17 protein-coding genes are annotated in these 26,890 nt (G+C 74.0%); 10 read left to right on the top strand and 7 right to left on the bottom strand.

The genetic code is table 11. The features are described from left to right. Nucleotides 1-108 precede the first annotated feature (108 nt). A complete protein-coding gene (locus ACQRUO_RS10930; protein ID WP_428315595.1) occupies nt 109-4,254 on the bottom strand; it encodes a beta-N-acetylglucosaminidase domain-containing protein in 4,146 nt (1,381 codons plus the stop codon). Between the two features lie 369 nt (nt 4,255-4,623). Here ACQRUO_RS10930 and malQ point away from each other — a divergent pair, with 369 nt between their 5' ends. Together malQ and ACQRUO_RS10920 are read left to right on the top strand one after the other, a co-directional pair. Then, entirely contained in the window at nt 4,624-6,822 is a 2,199-nt protein-coding gene (malQ, locus tag ACQRUO_RS10925; RefSeq protein WP_428315594.1) for a 4-alpha-glucanotransferase, read from the top strand. A 12-nt stretch (nt 6,823-6,834) separates the two neighbouring features. Continuing rightward, nucleotides 6,835-7,074, top strand: coding sequence for a hypothetical protein (locus ACQRUO_RS10920; protein ID WP_428315593.1), 240 nt, complete (start codon nt 6,835-6,837; stop codon nt 7,072-7,074). 104 nt (nt 7,075-7,178) lie between these two features. On the opposite strand, the gene ACQRUO_RS10915 is transcribed toward ACQRUO_RS10920, so the two are convergent. The 4 genes from ACQRUO_RS10915 to ACQRUO_RS10900 are packed head-to-tail and all read right to left on the bottom strand — an operon-like array spanning nt 7,179 to nt 10,705. Continuing rightward, a complete protein-coding gene (locus tag ACQRUO_RS10915; protein ID WP_428315592.1) occupies nt 7,179-7,874 on the bottom strand; it encodes a VIT1/CCC1 transporter family protein in 696 nt (231 codons plus the stop codon). A 16-nt stretch (nt 7,875-7,890) separates the two neighbouring features. Further along, nucleotides 7,891-8,670 carry an FAD:protein FMN transferase gene (locus ACQRUO_RS10910; protein ID WP_428315591.1) on the bottom strand — a complete coding sequence of 260 codons (780 nt, stop codon included), beginning with the start codon at nt 8,668-8,670 and terminating at the stop codon, nt 7,891-7,893. A gap of 52 nt (nt 8,671-8,722) precedes the next feature. Continuing rightward, nucleotides 8,723-9,274 (bottom strand): FMN-binding protein, encoded by a 552-nt coding sequence (locus tag ACQRUO_RS10905; protein ID WP_428315590.1) that lies wholly within the window; start codon nt 9,272-9,274, stop codon nt 8,723-8,725. 54 nt (nt 9,275-9,328) lie between these two features. After that, nucleotides 9,329-10,705, bottom strand: a complete 1,377-nt coding sequence (locus ACQRUO_RS10900) for a ferredoxin reductase family protein (RefSeq protein ID WP_428315589.1) — start codon at nt 10,703-10,705, stop codon at nt 9,329-9,331. 245 nt (nt 10,706-10,950) lie between these two features. Between ACQRUO_RS10900 and ACQRUO_RS10895 the strand changes: the two genes are divergently transcribed. Both ACQRUO_RS10895 and ACQRUO_RS10890 read left to right on the top strand, forming a co-directional pair. Next, nucleotides 10,951-11,640, top strand: coding sequence for a response regulator transcription factor (locus ACQRUO_RS10895; RefSeq protein ID WP_428315588.1), 690 nt, complete (start codon nt 10,951-10,953; stop codon nt 11,638-11,640). Next, nucleotides 11,637-13,127, top strand: coding sequence for an ATP-binding protein (locus ACQRUO_RS10890; RefSeq protein ID WP_428315587.1), 1,491 nt, complete (start codon nt 11,637-11,639; stop codon nt 13,125-13,127). The genes ACQRUO_RS10895 and ACQRUO_RS10890 overlap by 4 nt, the downstream gene beginning before the upstream one ends. Nucleotides 13,128-13,210: 83 nt before the next feature. Here ACQRUO_RS10890 and pepN read toward each other — a convergent pair whose 3' ends face one another. Further along, nucleotides 13,211-15,793, bottom strand: coding sequence for an aminopeptidase N (gene pepN, locus ACQRUO_RS10885; RefSeq protein ID WP_428315586.1), 2,583 nt, complete (start codon nt 15,791-15,793; stop codon nt 13,211-13,213). A gap of 177 nt (nt 15,794-15,970) precedes the next feature. Then, complete coding sequence (locus ACQRUO_RS10880) at nt 15,971-17,797, bottom strand: PQQ-binding-like beta-propeller repeat protein (RefSeq protein WP_428315585.1); 1,827 nt, start codon at nt 17,795-17,797, stop codon at nt 15,971-15,973. Nucleotides 17,798-18,147: 350 nt separating this feature from the next. Here ACQRUO_RS10880 and ACQRUO_RS10875 point away from each other — a divergent pair, with 350 nt between their 5' ends. The 6 genes from ACQRUO_RS10875 to ACQRUO_RS10850 all read left to right on the top strand — a co-directional run bounded on the left by ACQRUO_RS10875 (nt 18,148) and on the right by ACQRUO_RS10850 (nt 26,788). Continuing rightward, nucleotides 18,148-19,344: an ROK family transcriptional regulator gene (locus ACQRUO_RS10875; protein WP_428315597.1), complete on the top strand. Its 1,197-nt coding sequence runs from the start codon at nt 18,148-18,150 to the stop codon at nt 19,342-19,344. Between the two features lie 201 nt (nt 19,345-19,545). After that, nucleotides 19,546-20,649: a sugar ABC transporter substrate-binding protein gene (locus tag ACQRUO_RS10870; RefSeq protein WP_428315584.1), complete on the top strand. Its 1,104-nt coding sequence runs from the start codon at nt 19,546-19,548 to the stop codon at nt 20,647-20,649. Nucleotides 20,650-20,794: 145 nt separating this feature from the next. Continuing rightward, entirely contained in the window at nt 20,795-21,580 is a 786-nt protein-coding gene (locus ACQRUO_RS10865; protein WP_428315583.1) for an ATP-binding cassette domain-containing protein, read from the top strand. A 32-nt stretch (nt 21,581-21,612) separates the two neighbouring features. After that, nucleotides 21,613-22,863, top strand: coding sequence for a sugar ABC transporter permease (locus ACQRUO_RS10860; RefSeq protein WP_428315582.1), 1,251 nt, complete (start codon nt 21,613-21,615; stop codon nt 22,861-22,863). Nucleotides 22,864-23,155: 292 nt separating this feature from the next. Continuing rightward, nucleotides 23,156-25,075, top strand: coding sequence for a 1-deoxy-D-xylulose-5-phosphate synthase (gene dxs, locus ACQRUO_RS10855; protein WP_428315581.1), 1,920 nt, complete (start codon nt 23,156-23,158; stop codon nt 25,073-25,075). A gap of 189 nt (nt 25,076-25,264) precedes the next feature. Then, nucleotides 25,265-26,788: an ArnT family glycosyltransferase gene (locus tag ACQRUO_RS10850; RefSeq protein WP_428315580.1), complete on the top strand. Its 1,524-nt coding sequence runs from the start codon at nt 25,265-25,267 to the stop codon at nt 26,786-26,788. Nucleotides 26,789-26,890: the final 102 nt, after the last annotated feature.

The following is a 26,890-nucleotide window of genomic DNA, read 5'->3' as shown; positions in this document are numbered from 1 at the left end:
GGGCCTCGGTCACCCCCCGCCAGCCCCTGGAGGGCCCGCGCCTCAGCGCCGTTGCCCCTGAGGAGCCGCGACGGGCCCCCGTATAAGGCCATCGATGTTATCGGGCCCTTAAACCATCTCCTCGGTGGCGACCGGGGTGCCGCTCGCGCCGGGGCTCGGGCTGGGCGAACCGCTGGGCGCCGGTGCGGCGGACGGCGAGGGGCTGGGCGCCGGGACCACCGGGGTCGGGCTGCCGCTGGGCACCGGCCCGGGCACCCCGCCCGGGGTCGGGGTCGGCACCGGCACGCCCACCGGCGGTTGGGCCGGCGGCGCCACCGGGGCGACCGGCTCGGTGACCGCGTACAGCTCGATCCCGTACAGCGAGTACCCGAAGGTGGTGGCCCGGCTGACCCCCTGCATCCGCAGGTAGCGCACGTCCGGCGCGTCGAACCGGAGCGTCTCGGTGCCGCCGTGCCCGTTGGCCACGTCGGCCACCGTGGTCCAGTTCTGCCCGTCGCTCGAGGTCTCCAGCCGGTAGGCGCTGGCGTAGGCGTCCTGCCAGTGCAGCACGGTCTCGCCCAGGTGGGTCGGCTGCGGCAGCTGCAGCTGCACCCAGGCGTCGTCCACCGGCGGCGAGGACCAGCGGGTGGCCGGGTTGCGGTCGTTCACCGCGGAGGCCGGGAACTTGGCACCCGCGCTGCCCGAGGCGCTCGCGGTGGCGCCGGGCGCCAGGTCCGGCCCGCCGGTCGGCGGCACCACGTGCACCTGCAGGGTCTGCTGGACCGCCACCGAGCCGGCGGTGAAGGTCACCGGCACCTGGTAGGTCCCGGACGGGGTGCCCGCGGCCGCCGCGACCTGCACCGGGGTGCTCACCCGGCCGCCGCGCGGCACGCTGACCGCGGTGCCCGCCTGCCCGGGCCCGGCGGCGGGCGAGACGGTGAGGCCCGCCACCCCGGCTGGGGCGGCCGCGGTGAGCTGCCCGGTGGCGCCGTCGGGGCGCAGCGCGTCCAGCACCGCCTGGGTCTGCGCGGGGGCCGGGGCGCCGGCGATCACGTCCAGCACCGGGTCGGCCACGGTGAGCCGGGCCACCGGGGTGTCCGCGTACCAGGGCACGATCTGGTTGACCACCGGTGCGTCACCGCCGGGCTGCCAGGTCAGGCGCAGCGCGTCGGTGGGCCGGCCGCCGGCCGGCAGCTCGTTGTAGCCGGGGTGCAGGGTGCCGAGGTCGGTCCAGCTGCCGTCCGGGTTGCGCACCGAGACGGTCGCCACGGCCTGCACGTTCGGGTCGGTGAGCACGGTCAGCCGGTCCAGCGGGCGGGTCGCGCCGAGCGTCACGGTGAGCGGGGCGTCGGTGGCGGTCGGCGGGGCGGCGGCCCGGTAGGCGGAGTCCGGGTCGCCGTCCAGCACCGCGGAGGGCGGCGAGCCGGGGGCGGCGGCCGGGCCGCCGGAGACGGTCACGCCGGCGCTGTCCGGCGCGGTGACACTGAAGTCGCGCACCGCGATCTCGGTCTGCTGGGCCTTGGTGGCCCGCAGCCGCACCGCCCGGACCAGCACGCCGGCGGGCAGCTGCGCGGTGACCGTCTTCTGTTGGTGCACGGTCATCAGCTGGTGCCAGATGCCGTCGGTGCCCTCGTACTCCAGCACCCCGTCCTGCAGGTAGTCGCCGGCCGCGGCGTCCGCGTCGCTGCCCGGGTCAGCGCCGCCGTCGCTGCCGCCCATCAGCACCGTCACCGAGGCGACCGGTCGCCCGTCGCCCAGCGTGATGCCCACCGAGTCGCCCACCTGCGGCGGGGTCGCGCTCCAGTAGAAGGTGTCCGGTGAGGAGTCGGTCATCAGTGCCGCCGGGTGGCCGCCGGCGCTGCCCAGTGTGGTGGTCGGGGCGGCCGCGCCGGCGCCGACCCCGGACCAGCTGTCGGCCGCCTGGGTGGCCCGGTCCAGGAACGGGTCGAGCACCCCGGCGCCGACCGTCACCGGGCCCTGCGCGGCCAGCTGGGTGCGCAGGGTGCGCAGCTGCACCCGGGCGTTCCAGGCGCCGGCGCCGTCGCCGCGGTGCTGGGCCAGCAGCATGTCCAGCGCGGCCTGGCCGGCCTTGCCGTAGAGGCCGACCCGGGTCAGCCAGGGGCCGGTCTCCAGGGCGAGGGTGCTGCCGGTGGTGCTGCCCGAGCCGGTGGTGCTGCCCGAGCCGGTGGGCAGCGCGCCCGGGGCGCCGGCCATGGCGGTGAAGGCGGCCCGCAGCGGGTCGGCGGCCTGCTGGAGCTTGGTGAGGTCCGGGGCGCCGCCGCCGGTCGGCTGCAGCGCCGCCCAGAAGGCGTCCAGCAGCGGGGTCAGGTAGCCGGACTCCTGGCCGGAGAGCGGGGAGGAGGAGCTGTTGCCGGCCAGGGCGGTGAGCGCCGCCAGCGGCTGGCCGCCGTCGCCGGCCGCGTTGGGCGCCGTCTCCGCGGCCAGCGCGCGCAGCGCGTACTGCCAGGCCGCGTCGGACTGGTAGCCGGTCGGGTTCCAGGCGAAGTCGCCGGCGGTGGCCAGCGGGATCTGCGAGGCGGTGGCCTGCTGCATGGCGGAGGTCAGCAGCACCGCCGAGCGGCTCGCCACCTCCGGGTCGCGGCCGGTGTAGGGGCCGAGGAAGAGCCGGTCCGGGCTGGAGTCGTTGACCGGGTAGTTGTCCATGGTGACCAGCGGGTGGTCGAAGAGCACCCCGGTGTCGGCGGTCTGACCCGCGGTGATCTTCGACGGGATCACCCCGACCCCGCTCCAGACGATCTGCACCGTGCGGGGCAGCGCGGCGGCCAGCGCGGTGCGGTACGGGCTGGCGCCCTGCTGGTGGTCCTCGGTGGGCACCACCGAGAGCGGGGCCAGCCCCGGGTCGGCGTCGATCAGCCGCTGCTGCACCGCGGCGGCCAGCCGGGCCTGGGCCTTGGCGGCGGCGGTCGGGCCGGTGCCGAACTCCGCCCGGTCCGCCGAGCAGTGCCACTCGTCGTAGCTGATGTCGTCGAACTGCAGCTGGAAGGCGCCGAAGCCGAGCCGGCGCAGCGCCGTGAGCTTGGTCAGCAGCGCGTTCAGGTCCTTGCCGGAGCTGAAGCAGAAGCTCTGCCCCGGCGAGACGGCGTAGCCGAGGGTGACGTGGTCGGTGCGGGCCCGGTCGGCCAGCGCCTTCAGGTCGGCGGCCTGGTCCTGCGGGTAGGGCTCGCGCCACTGGCCCTGGCGGTAGGGGTCGTCGCCGGGGGCGTAGAGGTAGAAGTTCTGCTTGGTCCGGCCCAGGAAGTCGATCAGGTCGAGCCGCTGGGCGGTGGTCCACGGGGTGCCGAAGAAGGACTCGGCGGTGCCGCGCACCTGTGCGCCGGTGGGCCAGTCCCGGATGGTCAGGCCGGGGAAGCCGTAGCCGCCCGAGCCCTGCTGCCCCTGCCCGGCGGGGACGGTGGTGAGCAACTGGCGCAGGCTCTGCGCGGCGTAGAAGGTGCCGGTGGCGTCCGCCCCGGAGAGCACCACCGCGCCGTAGCTGCCGCCGCCGGCCGCGGGCAGCTGGCCGGCCGCCAGCACGTAGCCGCCGCTCGGCAGGCCGTCCGGGTCGCCCGCGCCCAGCGCCTGCAGCACCTGGGCGGCGGCCGGGTCGGGCTGCTCGGCGGGACCGCCGACGTAGACCGCCAGCGAGCCGGCGACCGGTGCCGGCGCGGGCGCGCCGGGGACCAGCGAGGAGGGGACCACCGCGCTGGTCGCGCCGGCCTGGTTGAGCACCTCGCGCACTGCCGCCACCGCGCCCGGGTCGGCCTGCGCGCCGGGGACCAGGGTCACCGCGGCCGGCACGGTCACCGGCTTGCCGCCCGGCGTCAGCTGCTGCGGCCGCGGGAAGACCTGGGGGCTGGTCAGACTGCCGAGCGGGGAGCGCACCGGGGCACCGGTGGTGTAGGCGGCCACCGGGCCGGTGCCGCCGGCCGCCGCGGCCGGCACCGAGACGGCCAGGCCGCCGATCACCGCGGCGGCGGACAAGGTGGCGGCCACCCGCAGCGCAGCCCGACGGTGGGTCAGCGCCTCGGGGTGCACGGAGCCGGTGCCGGTGACGGTCCGTCCGCTGGGGACGCGCTCGGCGAGCAGTGGAGCGGTGCCCTTGAGGTCGGCGATCAGCCGGTCCGCGGCGCGCGGGGCGAGGCGGCGGGCGGTGCGGGCGGTGGCCCGGCGGGTGACGTGGACCGCCGGGTGGTGCAGCACCTCGCGTAGCGCCGGGCTGGCTGCGAGCTGCCGGCGCAGCCGTTGACCTGCGACGACGGAGACACGGGTCTGCACAGGGGGCCTCCTCGCGGCCGGGGGACGGGCGGCCGGACGGGGTGATCTACGGGCGTGCGACGACTGTTTCCCGGCCCCCCAGCCGAACCACCAGACCTCGCGGAGGCCCAGCCCACCAGGTGGCTGTGGGCACTGTCAACGTGAACCGGTCCGATGACCGTTCCATCCCATTTCGTCCCGCTGTCGACGGTCCCGTCCTGCTGGCGCCCGGCGATCCGTCACGCACCCGTCCGCGGCGCGCCGTTACGGATGCCACGGGGGCGCGACGGGTAGGAGTGGAGCTGACGCACGCTCCGCCGTCCCACCCGTACCGCCGGCACCACCCAGGTCCCCGTCCGTTGCTCCCGAGTCCGCCTCCAGGAGGCCGTGTTGGCCGCTTACCTCGACCGCTCCGACACCCAGGCCGACGAGTCGTCGGCCGCCGCGTCCGCCGCCGGCGCGGAGGACCTGCCCGGCCCCGCGCTGGTCGCGCTGGCCCACGCGCACGGCGTGGACAGCAGCTACGACCCCGGCGAGGGCGAGCCGGTCCGGGTCGGCGCTGCCACCCTGATCGCCGTGCTGGCCGCGCTCGGGGTGGACGCGAGCAGCCCGCAGGCCGTCGAGCTGGCCCTGGCCGAGCAGCGTGCCGCGGCCGCCGCCCGGCTGCTGCCGCACTGCCTGGTGGTCCGGGTCGGGCGGCGCACCGCGCTCGACGTGCCGGCCGCCGCCCGGCTGAGCATCGCGCTGGAGGAGGGCGGCCGTTGGGACCTGCCCGCCGGCCGTTCGCACTGGCTGCCCGCCGACCTGCCGCTCGGCCGGCACACCCTGCACCTGGCGCTGGCCGACCGGGCCGAGCACGCCGCGCTGATCGTGGCACCCGCCCGGCTGCCCGCGCTGCCCGGGCGCGGCTGGGGCTTCCTGGCCCAGCTCTACTCGGTGCTCTCCGAGCGCTCCTGGGGCATGGGCGACCTGGGCGACCTGGCCGAGCTGGCGCAGTGGTCGGCCGGCGCGCTCGGCGCCGACTTCCTGCAGCTCAACCCGCTGCACGCGGGCCTGCCCGCGGTCCCCGGCGACCCCTCGCCCTACCGCCCCTCCTCGCGCCGCTTCGCCGATCCGGTGCACCTGCGGATCGAGGCGGTCCCCGAGTACGGCTACGCCGGCCCCGCCGCCCGCGCGGACCTGGCCGAACTGGCCCGGCGCGGCGACCGGCTGCGCGCCGAGGTGCTGGAGCACGACGGCCTGATCGACCGGGACGCGGTCTGGGCGGTCAAGCGCGAGGCGCTGCAGCTGCTGCACGCCGTGCCGCGCGGGCCCGGCCGGGAGGCCGCCTACCGGGCCTGGGCCCGGCGCGAGGGCGACTGGCTGGAGCAGTACGCCACCTGGTGCGCGCTGGCCGAGCGGCACGGCGCCGACTGGCACCACTGGCCGGCCGGGCTGCGCCACCCCGGCAGCCCCCAGGTGGCCGCCGCCCGCGCCGAGCTGGCCCCGGCGGTGGAGTTCCACCGCTGGCTCGCCTGGCTGCTGGACGAGCAGCTCGGCGCCGCCCAGCAGGCCGCCGAACGCGCCGGCATGGGCCTCGGGTTGGTGCACGACCTGGCGGTCGGCTGCCACCCCGACGGCGCCGACGCCTGGGTGCTGCAGGACCACCTGGCGACCGGCATCTCGATCGGCGCACCGCCGGACGCCTTCAACGCGCACGGCCAGGACTGGGGCCTGCCGCCGTGGCGCCCCGACCGGCTGGCCGAGGCCGGTTACGCCCCGTACGCCGAACTGCTGCGGGCCGCCGCCCGGCACGCCGGCGCGCTGCGGATCGACCACGTGATGGGCCTGTTCCGGCTCTGGTGGGTGCCCGCGGGCCGCCCGCCCACCGAGGGCGCCTACGTCCGCTACGACGCCGAGGCGATGCTCGGCGTGCTCGCGCTGGAGGCGCACCGGGCCGGCGCCGCGGTGATCGGCGAGGACCTGGGCACGGTGGAGCCCGGGGTGCGCGAGGAGCTGGCCGCGCGCGGGGTGCTGGGCACCTCGGTGCTCTGGTTCGAGCGGGACTGGACCGGCAAGGAGGGGGCCAAGGGCGCACCGCTGCCGCCGGCCCGCTGGCGCGCCGGCTGCCTGGCCACGCTGACCACCCACGACCTGCCCAGCACCGCCGCCCGGCTGAGCGGCGAGCACGTCCGGCTGCGCCACCAGCTGGGCCTGCTGTCCCGTCCGCTGGCCGTCGAGGAGGACGCCGCGGCGACCGAACTGGCGGACTGGAAGGCCGAGTTGGTCCGGCTCGGACTGCTCGCCGCGGACGCCGAGCCGGATCAGGCGGCGCTCTACCGGTTCCTGCTCGCCACCCCGGCCGAGCTGGTCGGGGTCTGGCTGCCGGACGCCGTCGGCGACCCGCGCCCGCAGAACCTGCCCGGCACTTGGGACCAGTACCCGAACTGGCGGCTGCCGGTCGCCGACGCCGCCGGCCGCCCGGTCACCCTGGAGCAGCTCGCGGCCTCGCCGGGCGCCGCCGAGCTGGGCGGGCTGCTGGCGGACCTGGGAACGCGGGGATCCGCCGCCGGACCCGGAAGGACGACCCCGCCGCGCGGGGTCCAATAAAGGGCGGGTACGTTGAAAAACGTGGACAAGAGGAACGCTATGCGCGCCGGTGCGGTCTCCGCGGCGGCCACGCTGATGATGCTGCTGTCGTCGCCCGCCTTCGCCGCGGGCCAGGACGGCAAGGAGCTGGCGAACGTGAGCACCGGGGAGGCGATCGGGCTGTACGTCGGCATTCCGGTCGCGCTCTTCGTGATCATCGCCGGCCTGGTGATGCTGGGCACCGCCGGCTCGGCCAAGAGCAAGGGCAAGTGAACCCCGGGGTCGGGGCGCCGTAGCACCCCGGCCCGCCCACTGCCCCGCCGCCTCCTCCGGAAGCGGCGGGGCAGTGCGCTGCTCGGGCACCGGTGGGCCCCGGCTCAGCCGCCCGCCGCGCCCAGCAGCCGCCCCGCCAGGTAGGTGATCGCCATCGCGAGCCCGCCGCCCAGCACGTTGCGCAGCACCGGGGGCCCGACCGGCGCCTCGCCCAGCCGCGCCCCCGCCCACCCGGTGAGCAGCAGCGCGGCCAGCACCGCGACCACGGTGACCGGCACCCGCCAGCCGGCCGGCGGCAGCACGATCGCCAGCAGCGGCAACAGCGCGCCGCAGGTGAAGGCGAGGAAGCTGGCCCAGGCCGCGTGCCAGGGGTTGACGATCTGCTCCGGGTCGATGCCCAGCTCCACCCGGGCGTGCGCGCTCAGCGCGTCCCGCGCGGTGAGCTGCTCGGCCACCTCACGGGCCAGCTCCGGGGTCAGTCCGCGCTCCTCCAGCAGCCCGGTCAGCTCCACCAGCTCGGCGGCCGGCTGCTCGGCCAGCTCGCGCTCCTCGAGGGCGAGCGCGGCCCGCTCCGAGTCCCGCTGGGCGCTCACCGAGACGTACTCGCCGCTGGCCATCGAGAGCGAGCCGGCCAGCAGCCCCGCCAGCCCCGCGGTGAGCAGGGTGTTCGCCGAACTGGTGGCCCCGGCCACCCCGACCACCAGACCGGCGGTCGACACGATCCCGTCGTTGGCCCCGAGCACCCCGGCCCGCAGCCAGTTCAGTCTGCTGCCGAGCGCGGCGCCCTGACTCCCGTCCACGCCTCAGTGTTGCCCGTCACCCCGCGACCAGGTGGCGCGCCACGCCCGGAGTGCCGAGCCGCCGCCCGTCCGGGAGCACCGCCAGCGCCTCGTAGCCGTCCAGGGCGGTCACCCAGTCCAGCGCGCGCAGCGGGCCCATCGCGAAGGCGGCGGTGGCGTAGGCGTCGGTGCGGGCCAGCCGGGGGCCGACCAGGGTGAGCGAGCGCAGCCCGTGGGCGGGGGCGCCGCTGGTCGGGTCCACGATGTGCGCGCCGCGCTCGGCGGTGCCCGAGGTGGCCACCGCGAAGCCGTCCGCCCCGGCACCCGCGCCCTCGTGCTGCGGCCGCAGCACCGCCACCAGCTGCCCGGCGCGGTCCGGGTCGGCCACCCCGACCCGCCACGGGCGACCGGGCGCGGCCTGTCCACGGGTCTGCACGTCGCCCCCGCCGGTCACGCTGTGGTGCCGGTAGCCGGCCGCCAGCAGCAGCTCGGAGGCGCGCTCGATCGCCCAGCCCTTGACCCAGCCGGACGGGTCCAGCCGCCCGCCGGGCCGGGCGGTGAAGAAGCCGCCGGTCTCCCGGGCCACCGCCGCGCAGTGCGCCAGCGCCTCGCGGACCAGCGGGTCGCACTGCTGCTCGGTCAGCTCGCCGCGGCCCAGCCGGCTGATCTCGCTGTGCGGCAGGTAGGTCGAGAAGAGCGCGTCCAGCCGGTGCAGTTCGGCCAGCGCCGGGGCGAGGACGGCGAGGTGCCCGGGCTCGGCGTCGCGCACGGCGAAGGAGAAGACGGTGCCCATCGCCGCCTCGGCGTGGCGCAGCATCAGCGGTCCCCGGCCATCAGTGCACGCCGGGCCATCGGTGCACCCCGGGTCATCAGTGCACGCCGGCCTGGTCGAGCGCGCTCTGCAGCGAGCGGGTGTAGCCGTCGCTGGTGTAGGTGGCGCCGGAGACCGCGTCGATCTGGGCGTTGCCCGCGGCGATCGCCTCCTGGTTGAGCTGGGGGAGCGCGTAGCTGTTGATCTCCTCGTCGCGGTTGGTGTCCGCGGGGTACTGCAGCACGTCGACCTTGGTGAGCTTGCCGCCGGTCAGGGTGATCCGCACCTGGACCGGGCCGTAGCGGGTGTCGATGGAGCTGCCGGTGACGGTGTGCGAGCCGGCGCTGCTGCCCCCGGTGCCGCTGCTCGCCGCGCCGCTCGGGCTGCCCGCGCCGCCCGTGTTGCCCGCGCCGCCCGCGCTGCCGGCGGCACCGCCGGCCGTGGGCTGGGCGGTCGACTGGTCGCCCCCCTGGTCGGCGGCGGCCGTGTTGCCGGTGTCGGAGGAGATCACCGGCAGGCTCTGCGCGGAGGCGCTGCCGTGCGGCTTGGCGGAGAGCAGCAGCACCACCCCGGCCGCGGTGGCGGCGGTGGTGATGACGGTTCGGCGCATCGGCGGGCTCCCTCGGGAACGGTGTGGGACGGGAAGTCTGGGGCGAGCCCGGGGTCAGAACCCGAAGGACTCGTGGTGGATCCGGTGCCGCGGCAGCCCCGCCGCGCGCAGCTCCGCCATCACCCCGGCAGTGAACGGCTGCGGCCCGCAGAGGTAGACCTCGTGCGCGGTCAGCTGCGGCACCAGCGCGGGCAGCCGGTGCGCCGCGAACACGTCGCCCAGCTCCTCGCGGGTCCCCACCATGAACTGCAGCCGGGCCCGGCGCCGCTTGGCCAGCTCCTCCAGCTCGGCGCGGAACAGCAGGTCGGCCTCGTCCCGGGCGCGGTAGAGCAGGGTCAGCTCGCCGGAGCGGGCCGGCAGCGTCTCGAAGAGCGCGCGGATCGGCGTGATCCCGACCCCGGCGGCGATCAGCAGCACCTTGCGGGCCCGGCGCCGGCGCGCGGTGAACGCCCCGTACGGTCCCTCGGCCCGCACCCGCACCCCGGGTCGCAGCTCCGCCACCGCCGCACTGTGCCCGCCCAGCTCCTTCACCGTGAAGCGCAGGAAGCGCGGGTGCGGCGGCGCGGACAGCGAGTACGGGTTGGCCGCCCAGCGCAGGCCCGGGGCCAGGAACTGCAGCCGGAAGAACTGGCCCGGCTCGCAGTGCAGTTCGTCCAGCCGCTCACCGGTCAGGAAGACCGAGACCACCCCGGGGCCCTCCGGACGCACCTCGGCGATCCGCAGCCGGTGCCGGCGGTCCGTCAGGAACGGCACCACCAGCCGGAACCAGCCCAGCACCGCGAAGGCGAGCAGGTAGAGCGCCCACCAGGCGTACAGTCCGACGCCCTCGGCCAGGTCGGCGCCGTTCACCAACTGGTGGGCGAAGGCCAGCGCGATCGCCAGGTAGGTCGCCAGGTGCAGGTAGTACCAGGCCTCGTAGCTCAGCCGGCGGCGGGCGGCCCGGGCCGAGACCACGCCGGTGCCGAGCAGCAGCAGGGTGCCCAGCGTTCCCTTGATCATCTCCGGGTAGTGGAAGACCAGCTGCACCTCCTCGGCCACCACCCCGCGGTGCGCGGTCAGCGCGTACCCCCAGGTGATGGTGAGCAGGTGCGCGGTGACCAGGCCCACCAGGTAGCGGCCGCCGAGCGCGTGCCAGCGGGCCAGTCGGTCGGCGCCCACCTCGCGCTCCAGCACCGGGATCCGGGCCATCAGCAGGAGCAGCACCGGCGCGCCGTAGCCCGCCAGCAGACCGGTGATCCGGCCCGCGCCGGTCAGCCACTGGTCGGCGCCGGTCACCGCGTAGGTGTCCCGCCACCAGAGCGCCAGCACGGCCAGCGCGCCCGCCGCGATCAGCGCCGGCACCAGGACCACCGGATCCAGCCGCACCTCCGAGTCGGCCGGCGCGGTGGCGGGCGCGGCCCGCCGGGAACGGCGGTGGGTGGCGGTGCTCACGATCGGCTCTCCTCCGGTGAAGACCGTGCAACCCTGTCACCGTAAGCTCTCAATTCGCTCTGAACCCGAACCGTCCCAGGCTTGGAATTCCGGCGTTCCCGCAGGTCAGCGCGGTCTGGCGGGCGGCAAGATCTCACGGCATTCTCATCGGCGGCACCCAGAATGGCTCTTCGCCGCCACGGCGGTCGCCACCGTCCCCCAGCCCCCGCCTCCCGCCCCTTCGCCGAACGCTCCGAACGGATCCCATGACCACACGCCGCATCCTGGTCGTCGACGACGAACCCGATCTGGTCGAGGTGCTCTGCGGTGCACTGCGCTACGAGGGCTGGCAGGCCCGCGGCGCCGCGACCGGCCGGCAGGCGGTGGCCGCGGCGCGGGACTGGGCGCCCGACGCCGTGGTGCTCGACATGATGCTGCCCGACCTCGACGGCCTGGCCGTCCTGGAGCGGATCCACGCCGAGCGCCCCGAGGTCCGGGTGCTCTTCCTGACCGCCCGGGACGCCGTCGAGGACCGGATCGCCGGCATCACCGCCGGCGGCGACGACTACGTGACCAAGCCGTTCAGCCTCGCCGAGGTGGTGGCCCGGCTGCACGGCCTGCTGCGCCGCGCCGAACCGGCCGCCCCGCCGCCCGAGGAGGCGCTGGTGCTGGGCGACCTGGTGCTGGTCGAGTCGGCCCGCGAGGTCAGCCGGGGCGGGGCGCCGGTCGAGCTCAGCCCCACCGAGTACGCGCTGCTGCTGCACCTGATGCGCCACCCGCGCCAGGTGCTGAGCAAGGCCCAACTGCTGGACGCCGTCTGGTCCTACGACTTCGGCGGCAAGGCCCACGTGGTGGAGCTGTACATCAGCTACCTGCGGAAGAAGATCGACGCCGGGCGGGCGCCGATGATCCACACCGTCCGCGGCGCGGGCTACCTGCTCAAGCCGGCCCCGTGAACCACCCCGCCGCCGCCCTCCCGATCGGCTGGCCGCGCACCCTGCGGGCCCGGCTGATCGCCGGTCTGAGCGCCCTGCTGCTGGTGATCCTCACCGCGGTCGGCCTGGTGGTCACCACCGCGCTGCACGACTACCTGCTGGCCCGGCTCGACCAGCAACTCTCCGACACCGGCGGCCGCTACGCCGCCAGCCTGGAGCACGGCCCGGGCGACGTCGCCGTCCGCGACACCCGCGCCCAGGCCCCCGGCACCTTCGGCGCCCGCCTGATGCACGGCACCGTCACCGCGGCCGGCGTCGTGGACGGCGACGCCGACGACCTCGCGGTGGCCGCCGGCACCCGCCCCGCCGACACCGACGACCTGGTCAAGCTCACCCCCGCCGACCAGCGCACCCTCGCCGCCCTCCTGGTGGCCGCGCCGCCGGCGACCGCCCCCGCCCGCACCGTCCGGCTCACCGGCCTCGGCGAGTACCGGGTGGTCGCCGTCGCCGGGGTGGACGGCGACGTCCTGGTCACCGGCCTGTCGCTGCACCAACTCGACGACACCGTGCACCAGGTGATCCTGCTGGAGGTCACCGTCTTCGCCGCCGCCGCGACCCTCGCCGGCCTGGTCGGCACCCTCTGGCTGCGCCTGGCCCTGCGCCCGCTCGACCGGATCGCCGCCACCGCCGAACGGGTCAGCGTGCTGCCCCTGGCCCGCGGCGAAGTGGTGCTCACCGAACGCGTCCCGCCCGCCGCCGCCGACCCGGCCACCGAGGCGGGCCGGGTCGGCCTGGCGCTCAACCGGATGCTCGGCCATGTCGCCGACGCCCTCGCCCAGCGCCACGCGGTGGAGGACCGGCTGCGCTCCTTCGCCGCCGACGCCGGCCACGAGCTGCGCACCCCGGTGGCCACCGTCCGGGGCCACGCCGAACTCGCGCTCCGCCACCCCGAGCCGATCGCCCCGCCGGTCCGCCACGCCCTGACCCGGATCGAGGCCGAGGCCACCCGGATGGGCGGCATCGTCGACGACCTGCTGCTGCTCGCCCGCCTCGACGCCGGCCGCCCGCTGGCCGCCGCCGAGGTCGACCTGACCCGCCTGGTCCTCGACTGCACCGACGACGCCCGCGCCGCCGCCCCCACCCACCACTGGCGCCTCGACCTGCCCCCCGACCCGGTCCTGCTCACCGGCGACGAGGACCGCCTGCGCCAGCTCGTCGCCAACCTGCTGGCCAACGCCCACCGCCACACCCCGCCCGGCAGCACGGTGACCCTGGTCCTGACCCCCCACCACCTCACCGTCACCGACGACGGCCCCGGCATCCCGCCGGACCTGGCCCCCCACGTCTTCGACCGCTTCACCCGCGGCGACCACTCCCGCTCGCGCGCGACCGGCACCACGGGGCTGGGCCTGGCGATCGCCCGAGCGATCGCCCGGGCGCACGGCGGGGAGCTGGCGCTGGGTCACCAGCAGGCGAGTGGTGCGGAGTTCGTGCTGACCCTGCCCTAACAGTCGGCAGCTGAACGCCGACGGCCCCCGACCGCGGATCCGCGGTCGGGGGCCGTCGGCGTCGGGCCGGGCGGCGGCTACCGTCAGCCGCGGTCCCCCGCAGCCCGGTCCACGGCCTGGGCCTTGAGCGCGCGCTCGATGCCGGCGCGGGACTCGACCACCAGGCGGGCCAGCGCCGGGGCCGGCTCGGCGGTCGCCAGCCAGCTGTCGGTGGCCGCCAGGGTGGCCTCCGAGACCTGGTAGCTCGGGTAGAGCCCGGTGATCAGCAGCTGGGCGATCTCGTGGCTGCGCGACTCCCAGATGCCCTTCAGCGCCTCGAAGTAGCGCGGCCCGTACGGCTTCAGCAGGTCGCGCTGGTCCGCGACGTTGAAGCCGTTGACGACCGCGTCCTGGACGTAGTTGGTCAGGGTGTCGGAGTCCACGACCGAGGCCCAGGCCTCGGCCTTGGCCGCCGCGCTCGGGCGGGCGGCCCGGCAGGTGGCGGCGTGCTCCTGGCCGGCGGCGGTGTTGTCGCGGGCCAGCTCGGCGTCGATGGCGGCCTCGTCGGCGCGGCCGGTGGCGACCAGGCGGGTCAGCAGGTCCCAGCGCAGGTCGGTGTCGACGGCCAGGCCGGCCAGCTCCTCGGTGCCGTCCAGCAGGCCGGCCAGCAGGGCCAGCTGCTGCTCCGAACGGGCCACCGCGGTCAGCGTCTTGGCCCAGGCGAGCTGGTGGTCGCCGCCGGGGGTGGCGGCGCGCAGCTGCGCCTCGGCGGCGGCGGCCCAGCGGACCAGGCCCTGCTCGCGCCAGGCCGGGTCGGCGTAGAGCTCCAGGGCGAGCTTGGCCTGGCGCTGGACCGTCTGCACCACGCCGATGTCGGTCTCGTCGGGCAGGCCGGCGATGGCCAGCTCCAGGTAGTCGCGGGCGGGGAGTTCGCCGTCCCGGGTCATGTCCCAGGCGGCGGACCAGACCAGCGCGCGCGGAAGCGGCTCGGTGAAGCCGCCCAGGTGGGCGGTGACGGTGGCCAGCGAGTCGGCGTCGAGGCGGAGCTTGGCGTAGGTCAGGTCGTCGTCGTTGAGCAGCACCACGGCGGGGCGCGGGCGGCCGACCAGCTGCGGCACGGCGGTGAGTTCGCCGTCCACGTCCAGCTCGATCCGGTCGGTGCGCAGCAGCGCGCCGTCGGTGAGCTGGTAGCAGCCGATGGCGATCCGGTGCGGGCGCAGCGCGGCGGTGCCCTTGGCACCCTCGGGCAGCGCCGGCGCCTCCTGGCGGACGGCGAAGGAGGTGATCACGCCGGCCTCGTCGACCGCGATCTCGGGGCGCAGCACGTTGATCCCGGCGGTCTGCAGCCAGGCCTTGGACCAGGCCTTGAGGTCGCGGCCGCTGGCCTCCTCCAGCGCGCTGAGCAGGTCGGCCAGCGTGGTGTTGCCCCAGGCGTGCCGCTTGAAGTAGGCCTGCACGCCCTGGAAGAAGGCGTCCTGGCCGACGTAGGCGACCAGCTGCTTGAGCACCGAGGCGCCCTTGGCGTAGGTGATGCCGTCGAAGTTGACCTGGACGTCCTCCAGGTCGTTGATCTCCGCCATGATCGGGTGGGTGGAGGGCAGCTGGTCCTGCCGGTAGGCCCAGGTCTTCATCATGTTGGCGAAGGTGGTCCAGCCGTTGGGCCACTTGGTGTCGCCCGGCTCGACCAGGGCGACCATCTCCGCGTAGGTGGCGAACGACTCGTTGAGCCAGAGGTCGTTCCACCACTCCATGGTGACCAGGTTGCCGAACCACATGTGGGCCAGCTCGTGCAGGATGGTGGTGGCGCGGGCCTCGTAGGAGGCGTCGGTCACCTTGGAGCGGAAGACGTACTGGTCGCGGAAGGTGACCGCGCCGGCGTTCTCCATCGCGCCGGCGTTGAACTCCGGGACGAAGAGCTGGTCGTACTTCTCGAACGGGTAGGCGAAGTCGAACTTCTCCTGGAAGTACCGGAAGCCCTGCTTGGTGACGGCGAAGATCTCCTCGGCGTCCAGGAACTCCTGGAGCGACGGGCGGCAGTAGATGCCCAGCGGCACCCGCTGCGCGCCGTCGGCGAACTCGTCGAAGACGCCGACGTAGGGGCCGGCGATGATCGCGGTGATGTAGCCGGAGATCCGCCCGGTGGGGGCGAAGGTCCAGCGCTGGGTGTCACCGTCGCCGACCGGCTCGGGGGTGGGGGAGTTGGAGACGACCACCCAGCCGCGCGGTGCGATGACGGAGAAGGCGAAGGTGGCCTTCAGGTCGGGCTGCTCGAAGGAGGCGAACACCCGGCGGGCGTCCGGCACCTCGAACTGGCTGTAGAGGTAGGTCTCGCCGTCCACCGGGTCGACGAACCGGTGCAGGCCCTCGCCGGTGTTGGTGTACGCGCAGTCGGCGACCACCCGCAGCTCGTTCTGCGCGGCCAGCCCGGTCAGCGCGATCCGGCTGTCCGCGAAGGCGGACAGCTCGACCGGCTCGCCGTTCAGCACGATCTCGTGCACGGCGGGGGCCACCAGGTCGATGAAGGTGGCCGCGCCGGGCTGCCTGGCGGTGAAGCGGACCAGGGTGGTGGACCGGAAGTTGCCGCCGTCGCGGGCCGAGCTCAGATCCAGCTCGATCTCGTACGCATCCACGTGGAGGAGCTCGGCCCGGGTGCGGGCCTCCTCCCGGGTCAAGTTGGTGCCAGGCACTCGCAGGACTCCTTCGTCAGGCTTGTTGGGCGCATCCTCCCACGTCGGCCTCGTTTTCCCGGAGTCGATTGACTGTTCGGGCCAAGGGTCGCAGGTGGGCGAACGACCGCTCGGGCCCGCCGTCAGTGCGACGGCGGGCCCGAGCGGCGGATGCGGCGCCCCCGCGGGGCGCGCCGGTCAGTTCTTCTTGGCGTACAGCACGGCGGCCGCGTCCGAGGTCGGCAGCGCCGGGACCTGCAGCACCTCGCCGCCGTCGTTCATCATCACCTCGGAGTCCTGCATGCTGATGAAGTCGTCGCTGCTGGCCTTGGTGCTGAAGGTCTCGTAGGTGGTCGGGGTGCCGTCGGCCGGGTTCAGCTTCAGCACCCGGGCGCCCTTCTCGAACCCGTCCATGGCGATGGCGCGCGGGGCGGGGTCCGAGGTCGAGATCCAGTCCACCAGGTGCAGGCCCATCTCGGCGCCGCCGTCCTGGGTCCACAGCGACTTGCCACTGGCCAGGTCGATCGCCTCGATCGCCGTCTTGTCGCTGTTCTGCACCTCGACGTAGAGGGTGTTGCCGATCACCAGGCTCTTGGCGGTCGGGTCGTTGAAGCCGGAGAGCTGCAGCCGGTCGGCGCCGGTGACCTTCAGCGGGATCTTCGCCATCGCGTTGCCGGAGGAGTCGATGCCGACGAAGTAGTCGTTGTCGTAGTTGCTGGAGATCTGCACGACCAGCGGCTTGACCGAGACGATGTTGCTGAGCCGCTCGTTCTGGCCGAGGTTGAAGGTCTGGGTGGTCTTGCCGGTGGTCGCGTCCAGCACCATCAGCTGCTGCTGGTTGCTGGTGTCCGAGCAGTAGTCGCTGACCACCACGACGTTGCCGCCGGTGTCCGCCTGGTCGTTGCAGTACTGGCCGCGGTCCTTGTAGACCCAGGCCTGCGAGCCGTCGCTGAGGTTGTAGCCGGCCAGCAGCCCGCCGCTGGCGGCGGCCAGCGTGTTGTCGCCGATGGTGACCGTGGTGTTGAAGCTCTTGTTGCTCAGCGGCGAGCCGGCCTTGAAGAGCAGCTTGCCGGTGGTGGCGTCGATCGCGCCGACCGCGGCGCAGTCGTTGTCACCCAGGTTGAAGGTGATGGCGCCCACGTTGTTCTTGTTGAGGTTCTTGGACATGCTGCACAGCGCCTTGGTGCCGTCCGGCACCTGGTACTGCCAGGCCTGCGTGCCGTCACTCAGGTTGTAGGCGGTCAGCCCGGTGCTGTCACCGCGGATCAGCAGCTTGGAGGTGGCCCACTCGCCGATGGTCTTCAGCGAGCTGGCGTCGCCGTTCAGCTTGGGCGCCGACCAGCTGGCGACCAGCTTTCCGGAGTCGTCCGGGCCCGGGCCGCCGGTGGTGTTCGGGCCGCCGGTGGAATTCGGGTTGTGGTGCGGGCCCGGGTTGAAGAGCACCACCAGTCCGATCACGATGGCGATCGCCAGCACGCTGCCGGCGATGGCGCCGAACACCATGACCGGGTTGCGCTCCTTCTTCGCCGGGGCGCCCTGCGTCGGGCCCGGGTAGGGGAAGGCCGGCTGCGGCGCCGGCTGGGCGAAGGGCTGGGCCGGCTGGGCGAACGGCTGCTGCGGCGGGGCCGGGTAGCCCGCGTCCTGCTGCGGGTAGCCGTAGCTGGGCGGCGCGGCCTGCGGGTAGCCGTAGGCGGGGGTGCCGGCGCCGGCCGCCGGGTCGTACGGGCCGACCGGCGCGCCCGGGGCCGGCGGGGCGCTCTGGGCGGGGAACGCGGGGGCGGTCGGCTGGTAGCCGAGGTCCGCGCCGTTCGGCGCACTCGGGCCGCCGGGCGCCCCCGGAGCGGCGCCCGCGCCGGGCGGTGCGACCGGTGGTGCCGCCTGGGCGGGGATCGCCGCGCCGTCGAGCTGAGTCAGCTGGTCCGCGACCGCTGCCGGGTCGACTCCCGGCCGCGGCGGTACTCCGCCACCCGGTCCGCCGGCCGCGTTCTGCGGCCCGTAGCCCGCACTGGGCTGATCCCCTGCCATGTGATGCCCCGTCATTGTCAGTCCGATGGCCGCCCGACCCGGCCGGTGCGACGCGGGAGACTGGATGGGCGACTGAGAATTAAGGGACATCGTAGAGGTGCACCATTTTCGGACACCTCCAGGTCCGTGCCGGGCGTGCCCGCGGCCGGCCGAGCGCTCGACCGTGCCGGGTCCTGACGGCACGGCTGAGCCGGGGCTGAGCTTCCGGGTGATACCGGTTCGCCGGATTGACACGGCCGCCCGGTGGGCGGGCGACATAGAGTTCAGAAGTTGAAGATGCATTGTCCGCAACGGCGCGGTCGGGCGGGGGACCGTCGGGTGCCCGCGTCCGAAGGAGGTCATTCATGTCCATGGACACGCCGGGTTCGCAGTCCTCGCTGCACCGGGCCAACCTCGAACGGGTGCTGCGCGCGGTCCGGATGGCGGGCTCGCTGACCCAGGCCGAGATCGCCCGCGCCACCGGCCTGTCGGCAGCCACCGTCTCCAACATCGTGCGCGAGCTCAAGGAGGCCGGCACGGTGGTGGTGGCCGACACCTCCTCGGGCGGCCGCCGGGCCCGCAGCGTCTCGCTCAGCGCGGACGCCGGGATCGTGGTCGGGGTCGATTTCGGCCACTCCCACCTGCGGGTGGCGGTCGGCAACCTGGCGCACCGGGTGCTCGCCGAGGAGAGCGAGCCGATGAACGTGGACGTCTCCGCGGAGCAGGGCTTCGCCCGGGCCGAGGCGCTGGTGGACCGGCTGCTGGAGCAGGCCGGCTTCCGCTCGGACAAGGTGATCGGGGTGGGCCTCGGGGTGCCGGGCCCGATCGACGTGGAGACCGGCGCGCTCGGCTCCACCGCGATCCTGCCGGGCTGGACCGGCATCGCGCCGGGCCGCGAGCTGGCCCAGCGCCTGGGCATGCCGGTGCACGTGGACAACGACGCCAACCTGGGCGCGCTCGGCGAGCTGGTCTGGGGCGCCGGGCGGGGGCTGGGGGACCTGGCGTACATCAAGGTGGCCAGCGGGGTCGGCTCCGGGCTGGTGATCAACGGTCAGATCTACCGCGGTCCGGGCGGCACGGCGGGCGAGATCGGGCACATCACGCTGGACGAGTCGGGCCCGGTCTGCCGCTGCGGCAACCGGGGCTGCCTTGAGACCTTCGTCGGCTCCCGCTACCTGCTCAACCTCTTGAACGCGAGTCACGACCGGGAGCTGACCCTGTCCGAGGTGGTCCGGCTGGCCCAGCAGGGCGACCTGGGCTGCCGCCGGGTGATCGCGGACGCCGGGCGGCAGATCGGGACCGGCGTGGCGACCCTGTGCAACCTGCTCAACCCGCGCCGGGTGATCCTCGGCGGCGACCTGGCCGAGGCCGGTGAGCTGGTGCTTTCCCCGATCCGGGATTCGGTGGCGCGGTACGCGATCCCGTCCGCGGCCCGGCAGCTGTCGATCGTCCCGGGGACCCTGGGCGGCCGGGCCGAAGTCCTCGGTGCGCTGGCCCTGGTGATGAGCGAGATGGGCGAAACCGGTGCAATCGGGCACGCCACGGCTGCGGCGGCCGGGCGCAGCTGACTCGGCTTCAGTCCCTACCCAACCGGGGCGAATCCGGACATGGTTGGATAGTTCGGGCTCGGGTGAGCCTTCAGGAAGATAACGAAAGGGTTTGAATCCTCCAAGCACTGGGTTTACTTGTTGACGGCAACGCGAGGTGGCGGGTTGACTCCCTTCCACCTCGCCGCAACGTTGCGGCTCTGTCAGGGAGGCATCCCCCACATGAACGCAATGATGCGTCGCGTCCTCGTCGGCACTGCCGCGGTTTCGATGGCCCTCACGATGGCCGCCTGTGGCAAGGCCGGGGGCAGCAGCTCCAACTCGGCGAGCTCGGGTGACACCAAGACCATCGGCCTGCTCCTCCCGGAGAACTCCTCCTCGATCCGCTACGAGTCCTTCGACAAGCCGCTGATCGAGGCCAAGGTCAAGGCGCTGTGCGCCGACTGCACCGTCAAGTACAACAACGCCAACGGCGATGCGGCGACCCAGAAGCAGCAGTTCGACACCCTGGTCTCGCAGGGCGTGAAGGTGATCGTGCTGGACGCGGTCAACGCCACCGGCACCGCCTCCTGGGTCACCGACGCGCAGAAGAAGGGCGTCAAGGTCATCGCGTACGACCGGCTGGCGAGCGGCCCGGTCTCCGCCTACATCTCGTTCGACAACGAGAAGGTCGGCGAGCTGCAGGGCCAGGCCCTGATCGACGCCGTCAACGCGGGCGGCGGCAACGCCAAGACCGCCAACGTGGTCATGATCAACGGTGACGACGCCGACCCGAACGCGGGTCAGTTCAAGGCCGGTGCGCACAAGATCCTGGACGGCGGCGTGGGCAAGATCGTCTACGAGCAGTCCGGCCAGTGGCAGCCCACCGTGGCCAGCCAGAAGATCGGTGCCGCCATCACCGCGCTCGGCAAGGGCGGCTTCCAGGCCGTCTACTCCGCCAACGACGGCATGGCCGCGGCCATCATCACCGCGCTCAAGGCGGCCGGCATCAACGGCATGCCGGTCGGCGGCCAGGACGCCGCGTCCGACGCGATCCAGCGGATCCTGACCGGCGACCAGTCGTACACCATCTACAAGGCCTACAAGCCGGAGGCCGAGGGCGCCGCCACCATCGCCGTCGACCTGCTGCACGGCGTGGACGTCACCGGCACCGCCACCACGGTGACCCCCAGCGGCGGCCAGAACATCCCCTCGCTGCTGCTCACCCCGGTCGTGGTGACCAAGAAGAACATCGAGCAGACGGTGATCGCCGACGGCCTCTACAAGGTCTCCGACATCTGCACCGCCCAGTACGCCGACGCCTGCAAGGCCGCGGGTATCCAGTAACGGACGCGGCTTCAGCAAGCGACGCGCGCCGGCCGGACCGTCCCCCACGCGGCCCGGCCGGCCCGCCGTCACCTCGGCGTGCGGGCCCGAGCCACCGGTCGGCCCTCGGCACGTGCGCCCCCTCGACCCCCGAAGGAGCCCACCGATGGTTCAGTCAGACATACCCGTCCTCGCCCTGCGCGGCGTCTCCAAGCGCTTCGGGGCCGTCCAGGTGCTCACCGGCGTCGACCTGGAGGTGCACGCCGGCGAGGTGGTCGCCCTGGTCGGCGACAACGGCGCCGGCAAGTCCACCCTGGTCAAGACGATCGCCGGGGTGCACCCGATCGACGAGGGCACGATCGAGTGGCAGGGCAAGCCGGTCGCGCTGCACCGCCCGCAGGACGCCCAGGCGCTGGGCGTCGCGACCGTCTACCAGGACCTCGCGCTCTGCGACAACCTCGACGTGGTCGCCAACCTCTTCCTCGGCCGCGAGCTGACCCGCGCCGGCCGCCTCGACGAGGTGGCGATGGAGAAGCGCGCCAAGGAGCTGCTCGACACCCTGTCGATCCGGATCCCCAGCGTGCGGATCCCGGTGGCCGCGCTCTCCGGCGGCCAGCGCCAGGTGGTGGCGATCGCCCGTGCGCTGATCGGCGACCCGAAGATCGTGATCCTGGACGAGCCGACCGCCGCGCTCGGCGTCGAGCAGACCGCCCAGGTGCTCGACCTGGTCGAGCGGCTGCGCGACCGTGGCCTCGGCGTGATCCTGATCAGCCACAACATGGCGGACGTCCGCGCGGTGGCGAGCACCGTCGCGGTGCTGCGGCTGGGCCGCAACAACGGCGTCTTCGCCACCGCGGAGACCAGTCACGAGACGATCATCTCGGCGATCACCGGCGCCACCGACAACGCCGTGACCCGCCGGCAGGCACGCGTCGCGGAGGCGACCAAGTGAGCAACCACGCGACGACCCCGAAGGCTTCGACTGTGACCGAGATCTCCGAGGGCGCGGCCCCGATCCCCGCCGTGGACCCCCGCCTGATGGTGCGCGAGCAGGGGCTGGCCGGCTACTTGACCGAGTTCAGGAGCAAGCTGCGCTCCGGCGACCTCGGCTCGATCCCCGTGGTGCTCGGGCTGATCGTGATCGCCGCCGTCTTCCAGGGGCTGACCGGCCACTTCCTGAACGCCGGCAACCTCTCCAACATCACCCTCTACATCGCCGGCCCCGGCCTGATCTCCTGCGGCATCGTCTTCGTGCTGCTGCTCGGCGAGATCGACCTGTCGCTCGGCTCGGTGGCGGGTTCCGCCGCCGCGATCTCCGCGGTGCTCTCGATCCAGCACGGGGTCAACGAGTGGCTGGCGATGCTGGTCGCGCTGCTCGCCGCGCTGGCCATCGGCGCGCTGCACGGCTTCTTCTTCGCCAAGATCGGCGTGCCCGCCTTCGTGGTCACGCTGGCCGGCATGCTGGCCTGGAACGGCCTGCAGGGCTGGGTGATGGGCAACACCGGGACGCTCAACAACATCCCGAACGGCGTGATCGCCAACCTGGACAACTACTTCTTCGACGACGTCGCCGCCGCCTACGGCCTGGCCGCCGTCGCCGTGGCCGGCTACCTGGTGGCTGCGCTGCTCGGCTCCCGGCAGCGCCGCGAGGCCGGCCTGCCGCACCGGCCGACCAGCGAGATCGCGCTGCGCACCGGCCTGCTCGCGGTGCTCGCCTTCGGCGCCGCCTACGTGCTGAACCAGGACCGCGGCCTGCCGCTGGCGCTGGTGGTGCTGCTCGCCGTGGTGGTGGTGACCGACTTCGTGCTGCGCCGCACCTCCTACGGCCGCAAGATCTTCGCGGTCGGCGGCGGCATCGAGGCGGCCCGCCGGGCCGGCATCAACGTCGCCCGGGTGCGGATCTCGGTCTTCATGATCTCGGCCGGCCTGGCCGCGATCGGCGGCCTCTTCATGGCCTCGCAGGCCGGTTTCGCGGACAAGCAGACCGGTGGCGGCTTCGCGCTGATGAACGCGATCGCGGCGGCCGTGATCGGCGGCACCAGCCTGTTCGGCGGTCGCGGCAAGACCTGGTCGGCCCCGCTCGGCATGCTGGTGATCCAGTCGATCGTCACCGGACTCGACCTGGAGGGCATCAGCCAGTCCATCCAGTTCATGATCACCGGTGCGGTGCTGCTGGCCGCGGTGGTGCTCGACTCGGTCTCCCGCCGGACCCAGAAGTCCTCCGGCCGCGGCTGAGCCGGCTGCCGCCCGGGGTCCGAGCAGCGGTCCCCGGGCGGCGCGGAGCAGTCCGGACCCGGGGTGGCAGCACCCCGCACCGACCCGGGGCGCGCCCGAATCAAGGGGCGCGTCCCGGGTCTTCGCCTGCCTGCTGGGAGGCCCGAAGCCGCCGGGCGGCGCACGGGGTCCGGCGGACGGAGATTAGACTCGACCAGCTGGGTGGTCGGATCACCTGCCCGAAACCGGGCCGAACCGCCCGGCACACGGGCCGAACACCAGTGCCGGACACGTACCGACAGAGGAGGAACGGGTGCCCCTGCTGACCCGCATCCGGGGACCGCGCGATCTCGACCGGCTCACCCCGGGGCAGCTGGCTGCCCTCGCCGAGGAGATCCGGGGCTTCCTGATCGAGGAGGTCGCCAAGACCGGCGGACACCTGGGCCCGAACCTCGGGGTGGTCGAGCTGACCATCGCGCTGCACAGGGTGTTCGACTCGCCGCGCGAGCGGATCCTCTTCGACACCGGGCACCAGTCGTACGTGCACAAGCTGCTGACGGGCCGTCAGGACTTCAGTCGGCTGAAGATGAAGGGCGGCCTGTCCGGCTACCCGTCCCGGGTCGAGTCCGAGCACGACGTGATCGAGAACTCGCACGCCTCCACCGTGCTCGGCTACGCCGACGGCATCGCCAAGGCCAACCAGCTGCGCGGCCTGACCGACTGCCCGGTGGTCGCGGTCACCGGCGACGGCGCGCTCACCGGCGGCATGGCCTGGGAGGCGCTGAACAACATCGCCGACGGCAGGGACCGCCCGGTGGTGATCGTGGTCAACGACAACGAGCGCTCCTACTCGCCGACCATCGGCGGCCTGGCCAACCACCTCACCACGCTGCGCACCACCCAGGGCTACGAGCGCTTCCTGACCTGGGGCCGGGAGACGCTGCAGCGCACCCCGGTGGTCGGCCAGCCGCTGGCCGGCGCGCTGCACGGCGCCAAGAAGGGCCTGAAGGACTTCATCGCCCCGCAGGGCATGTTCGAGGACCTCGGCCTGAAGTACCTCGGCCCGATCGACGGCCACGACATCGGCGCGCTGGAGTCCGCGCTGCGCAAGGCGCGCGGCTTCGGCGGCCCGGTGATCGTGCACTGCATCACCGAGAAGGGCCGCGGCTACCACGCCGCGCTGCAGAACGACGAGGACCGCTTCCACGCGGTCGGCGTGATCCACCCGGACACCGGCCTGCCGGTGAAGAGCTCGGGCAAGGACTGGACCTCGGTCTTCGGCGAGGAGATGGTCGAGCTCGGCCGCGAGCGCGAGGACATCGTGGCGATCACCGCCGCGATGCTGCACCCGGTGGGCCTGGCCGACTTCGCCAAGGCCTTCCCGGCGCGCACCTTCGACGTCGGCATCGCCGAGCAGCACGCCGCGGTCTCCGCGGCCGGCCTGGCCACCGCCGGGCTGCACCCGGTGGTCGCGGTCTACGCGACCTTCCTGAACCGGGCCTTCGACCAGGTGCTGATGGACGTCGCGCTGCACAAGCTCGGCGTCACCTTCGTGCTGGACCGGGCCGGCGTCACCGGAACCGACGGCGCCTCGCACAACGGCATGTGGGACATGTCGATCCTCCAGGTGGTGCCCGGCCTGCGGCTGGCCGCCCCGCGCGACGCCGATCAGCTGCGCGCCCAGCTGCGCGAGGCGGTCCAGGTGACCGACGCGCCGACCGTGGTGCGCTACTCCAAGGGCACGGTGGGCCCGGCCGTGGCGGCGCTCGGCCGGATCGGCGGCATGGACGTGCTGCACGGCAGCCCCGATGCGGTGGCCCCGGGCGAGCGGCGGGCCGACGTGCTGATCGTCTCGGTCGGTGCGCTGGCGCCGCTCTGCCTGGAGGCGGCGGCCCTGCTCGACGCCCAGGGGATCAGCGCCACCGTGGTGGACCCGCGCTGGGTCAAGCCGGTGGACCCGGCGCTGCCGGGCCTGGCCGCCGAGCACCGGGTGGTGGTCACGGTCGAGGACAACGGCCGGGTCGGCGGGGTCGGCGCGGCCGTCGCGCAGGCGCTGCGCGACGCCGAGGTGGATCTGCCGGTGCGCGACTTCGGCATTCCGCAGGAGTTCCTGGACCACGCCAAGCGCGAGGAGATCCTGGCCGAGATCGGGCTCACCGGCCCGGACATCGCCCGCCAGGTGACTGCGCTGGTCTCGCGGCTGGACGCCGCCGTGGTCGACGCCCGCGCCTGACCGCCGCACCGACGGCACTCCGGCCCGGTCGAAATCTGACCGGGCACCGACAAAATCCCACCGAGAGAAATCGGGTCGTCACCGAACATGCGTGAATGTTCGGTGACGACCTTCGTGACAATATGACTTTCATATCTGAGTTTGGGACCGGCGGCGCTGTTGCCGGCCCCGCCCGGTAGGTTGTCCCTCGTGTCTGCCGCGACCCCTACCCTGCCGCGCCTCGATGCGCTCTACGCCCGCGTGGCGGAGCGCTGTCGTACGGGGTACTGGACCCGCCTGGTCCCGGTGCTGGCCGTGCTGGCGACGTTCACCCACATCCCGTCCTTCCTGCGCCCGGTCTGGAGCCCCGACGAGGGCTACCTGGCCACCCAGGCCCGGATGCTCTCCGACGGCGGTGTGCTCTACGACACCGTGGTGGACCGCAAGCCGCCGCTGCTGCCCTGGCTCTACGAGGCCTGCTTCTCGGTCTTCGGCTCGCTCTCGCTCTGGCCGCTGCGCACCCTGGCGATCGTGGCCCACCTGGTCACCGCCGTGCTGCTGGCCTCGATCGCGCGCGGTCGCTGGGGCAACCGGGCCGGTGGCGCGGCCGGCGTGCTCTACCTGATGCTCTCCATCGGGCTCTCACCGGAGGACACCCAGGCGGCGACCTTCGAGGTCTTCATGCTGCCCACCCTGGTGGCCGCCTTCCGGTACGCCGAGCGGCGGCGCTGGCTGGCCGCCGGGATCGCGGTGGCCCTCTGCTCGCTGACCAAGCAGACCGGCGGCGCGGTGCTGCTGCCGGTGCTCTGGATGCTCTACCAGGACGCCCGGCTGCGCTCGGCGCCCTGGCGCAGCGCGCTGCTCAAGGTCGGCTTCGGCTTCGCGCTGCCGATAACGCTGGTCGCGGTGATCCTGACCAAGCCGAAGGGCTTCCTGTTCTGGGTGGTCACCGGCAGCGGGGACTACGCCTCGCTCAACGGCCCCTGGCTGCAGATGTTCGGCCGGGCGCTGGGCAACTCGGCGATCCTGCTGGCGGCCGGCCTCGGCTTCCTCTTCCCGCTCGGCCACCGGCTCTGGGTGCGGCTGCGCACCGGGCGCTCGCTGCCGGTGCGCGGCGAGTCCCACGGCGCGGTCAGCGACCTGTGGGTCTGGCTGGTCTCCTCGGTGGTCGCGGTGACCACCGGGTTCCACTTCTTCGGCCACTACTACCTGCAGCTGATGCCGCCGCTGGTGCTGCTGGGGGTGGGGGCGGTCTCGGTCTCGGCGGTGCGCTGGAAGCCGGTGCTGGTCTACAGCACGGTCGCCTGCACCGCGTTCTGGGCGCTCGCGGTGGCCTGGCCGGGCCAGCAGATGAGCCAGAACAACCAGGTGGCCAACACGGTGGCCGAGCGCAGCACGCCCAAGGACACGGTGCTGGTCTGGGGCATGCACCCGGAGCTCTACTGGCTCTCCGACCGCAAGCCGGCCACCCGCTACCTGACCGCCGGGTTCCTGACCAACTTCAGCGGCGGCAAGGGCGGCGCGGACGTCGGCGAGCAGTACAGCGTGCCGGACGCCTGGCAGACCTTCGACAAGGAGCTGAGCACCAACGGCCTGCCGGAGATCGTGGTCGACGACTCGGGCAGCGCGCCCTACCAGCCCTCCCAGGTGCCGAAGATCGAGAACCTGCTGGACACCCACTACCAGGTGATCGGCGCCTACGGCGACGCGATGGTCTACCGCCTGAAGGACTGAGCCCGGCGACCGGTCGCCGGGCCGGGAGGGGGCGGGGGCAGTCCGGCTCCCCGCTCGCGCTCCCTCCCCCCCCCCCCCCCCCCCCCCCCCCCCCCCCTCCCC

Source organism: Kitasatospora sp. LaBMicrA B282, assembly GCF_050325825.1.
Classification (GTDB): domain Bacteria; phylum Actinomycetota; class Actinomycetes; order Streptomycetales; family Streptomycetaceae; genus Kitasatospora.
The sequence above is the reverse complement of the archived record's forward strand: the minus strand, read 5'-3'. Positions and strand labels throughout refer to the sequence as shown.

What these genes read in the sequence shown, in the direction of transcription:
- ACQRUO_RS10875 (WP_428315597.1), top strand. Translation starts at nt 18,148, where the DNA reads ATGGACACGCCGGGTTCGCAGTCCTCGCTGCACCGGGCCAACCTCGAA.
- ACQRUO_RS10905 (WP_428315590.1), bottom strand. Translation starts at nt 9,274, where the DNA reads ATGCGCCGAACCGTCATCACCACCGCCGCCACCGCGGCCGGGGTGGTG.
- ACQRUO_RS10865 (WP_428315583.1), top strand. Translation starts at nt 20,795, where the DNA reads ATGGTTCAGTCAGACATACCCGTCCTCGCCCTGCGCGGCGTCTCCAAG.
- ACQRUO_RS10910 (WP_428315591.1), bottom strand. Translation starts at nt 8,670, where the DNA reads ATGCTGCGCCACGCCGAGGCGGCGATGGGCACCGTCTTCTCCTTCGCC.
- ACQRUO_RS10895 (WP_428315588.1), top strand. Translation starts at nt 10,951, where the DNA reads ATGACCACACGCCGCATCCTGGTCGTCGACGACGAACCCGATCTGGTC.
- ACQRUO_RS10880 (WP_428315585.1), bottom strand. Translation starts at nt 17,797, where the DNA reads ATGGCAGGGGATCAGCCCAGTGCGGGCTACGGGCCGCAGAACGCGGCC.
- ACQRUO_RS10870 (WP_428315584.1), top strand. Translation starts at nt 19,546, where the DNA reads ATGAACGCAATGATGCGTCGCGTCCTCGTCGGCACTGCCGCGGTTTCG.